This is a genomic window from Streptomyces sp. MBT53 (assembly GCF_016654115.1).
In the GTDB taxonomy this organism is placed as follows: Bacteria; Actinomycetota; Actinomycetes; order Streptomycetales; family Streptomycetaceae; genus Streptomyces.
In genome coordinates, this window is record NZ_JAEQAZ010000485.1 from 1 (window position 1) to 1407 (window position 1407).

The following is a 1407-nucleotide window of genomic DNA, read 5'->3' on the forward strand; positions in this document are numbered from 1 at the left end:
GGGCCCGGGCCCAGCGCCTTCCCGCCGAACCCCTCCGCCGGGAGTTCCTCCGCGCCCCCCAGGACCGCGTCCTCGTCATCACGTGGTGGGACGCGGACTACGACACCGAGCTGCCCGAACTCCCCGAGCCGGAGGGGGAGTTGGTCATGCGGGCGGTGCATCGGTGGCGGTTCGAGTCGGTGGGCGAATAACAAGAGTTTTGTTAAAGTGGGGTCATGGCTGATTCTCCCCTGCCCGGTGAAGGCCCTGTCCGCCCGGTGTCGGTGTCGCTCCATGAGGGCACCATCGCCGCTCTCAAGGCGCGCACCGGCAAGCGGGGCATGTCCGCCTATGTGGAAGCACTCATCCAGCGCCAGTTGGAGCGGGACCGGCTACGTGAGCTGATCGAGGACGCGGAGGCCGCGCACGGTCCGGTGGACCCGGCCGGGGTCGAGGCCAAGCGGGCTCTCCTGCGCGGTGGGTCGGCGGGTTCGGCCGACGCCGCGTGAGCGGCACGCTCGTCCTCGACTGCGAGGGCCTGTCCAAGCTCGTCCGCCGTACTCCGGAACTCACCGAGTGGCTCGTCGCGGCCGAGGCCGAGGACATCCGCGTGGTCGTCAGTTCGGTGACCCTCGTCGAGGCCCGCGACCCCAGGACCCACCAGGCCCGGTTCGACCACGCCGTCTCGCGTGTCAACGTCGTCCCGCCCAGTGAGGCGATCGCCCGCCGAGCGAGCAAGCTTCTCGCCTCCGCCGGTCTGCGCGGTCACAAGTACGCGCTCGACGCGATCGTCGCCGCGACGGCGCTGGCGTCGCCCGCGCCCGTCACCGTGCTGACCTCCGACCCCGAGGACCTCCGGGACCTGTGCGGTGCCGGAGTTCATGTGATCAAGGTCTGAACCGAGGGCTGATCAGGGTGTACGCCAGTTGCCACGGCTCGTCGTGGACGTACCCCCGCCACACCAGTCGGCCGTGCCTGCGCTCCCACCGGACGGCAGCCGCCGCCCTGCCCAGCCAGTCCGTGGCCAGCAGTGCCATGAGGAACGAGCTGTCCAGCCAGAAGAACGCGAGCACGCCCGGAGCCAGGAAGAGCAGCAGGTAGGGAAGGTGAAAAAGCAGATGGAGCGGGTTCCTGCGCGGGAGCCGGACGTCACTCGGCAGGGCCACCGCGGTCTCGAAGTCCCGCTTGTGGCTGACATGTTTGAGCCCTGAGGCGTGTACGAGCGTCAGGAGCACGGCGAAGCCGATCACCACAGCGACCGCTTGTGCCAGGGCCTCGCCCCGCACGGGCCCACTTCCTCGCACCACCACCGCAGCCGTCAGTCCGACCGCGATGCCGCTCAACCACGCCACAGCGGCCATCAACTCGTGGTGCACAAACCTGACCATCGGACCCCCCCCGTGTCCGCCCCGACCGGCGGCTGCTGTG

The 1407-nt window shown here is 69.9% G+C and carries 4 protein-coding genes; 3 read left to right on the forward strand and 1 reads right to left on the reverse strand.

Annotation, left to right across the window (positions count from 1 at the left end; translation table 11 throughout):
- The 3 genes from JHN45_RS52380 to JHN45_RS52390 form a co-directional block, all read left to right on the forward strand.
- Positions 1–191 (forward strand): hypothetical protein (locus JHN45_RS52380; protein WP_201056565.1); only part of this gene is annotated, 191 nt, incomplete at its 5' end.
- Positions 192–215: 24 nt separating this feature from the next.
- Entirely contained in the window at positions 216–488 is a 273-nt protein-coding gene (locus JHN45_RS52385) for a hypothetical protein (RefSeq protein ID WP_200716432.1), read from the forward strand.
- On the forward strand, positions 485–877 hold the full coding sequence (locus tag JHN45_RS52390) for a type II toxin-antitoxin system VapC family toxin (RefSeq protein ID WP_201056567.1): 393 nt from the start codon (positions 485–487) through the stop codon (positions 875–877). Before JHN45_RS52385 ends, JHN45_RS52390 begins: the two co-directional genes overlap by 4 nt.
- On the opposite strand, the gene JHN45_RS52395 is transcribed toward JHN45_RS52390, so the two are convergent.
- Entirely contained in the window at positions 867–1367 is a 501-nt protein-coding gene (locus JHN45_RS52395) for a hypothetical protein (RefSeq protein ID WP_201056569.1), read from the reverse strand. The genes JHN45_RS52390 and JHN45_RS52395 overlap by 11 nt on opposite strands.
- Between the last annotated feature and the right edge of the window lie 40 nt (positions 1368–1407).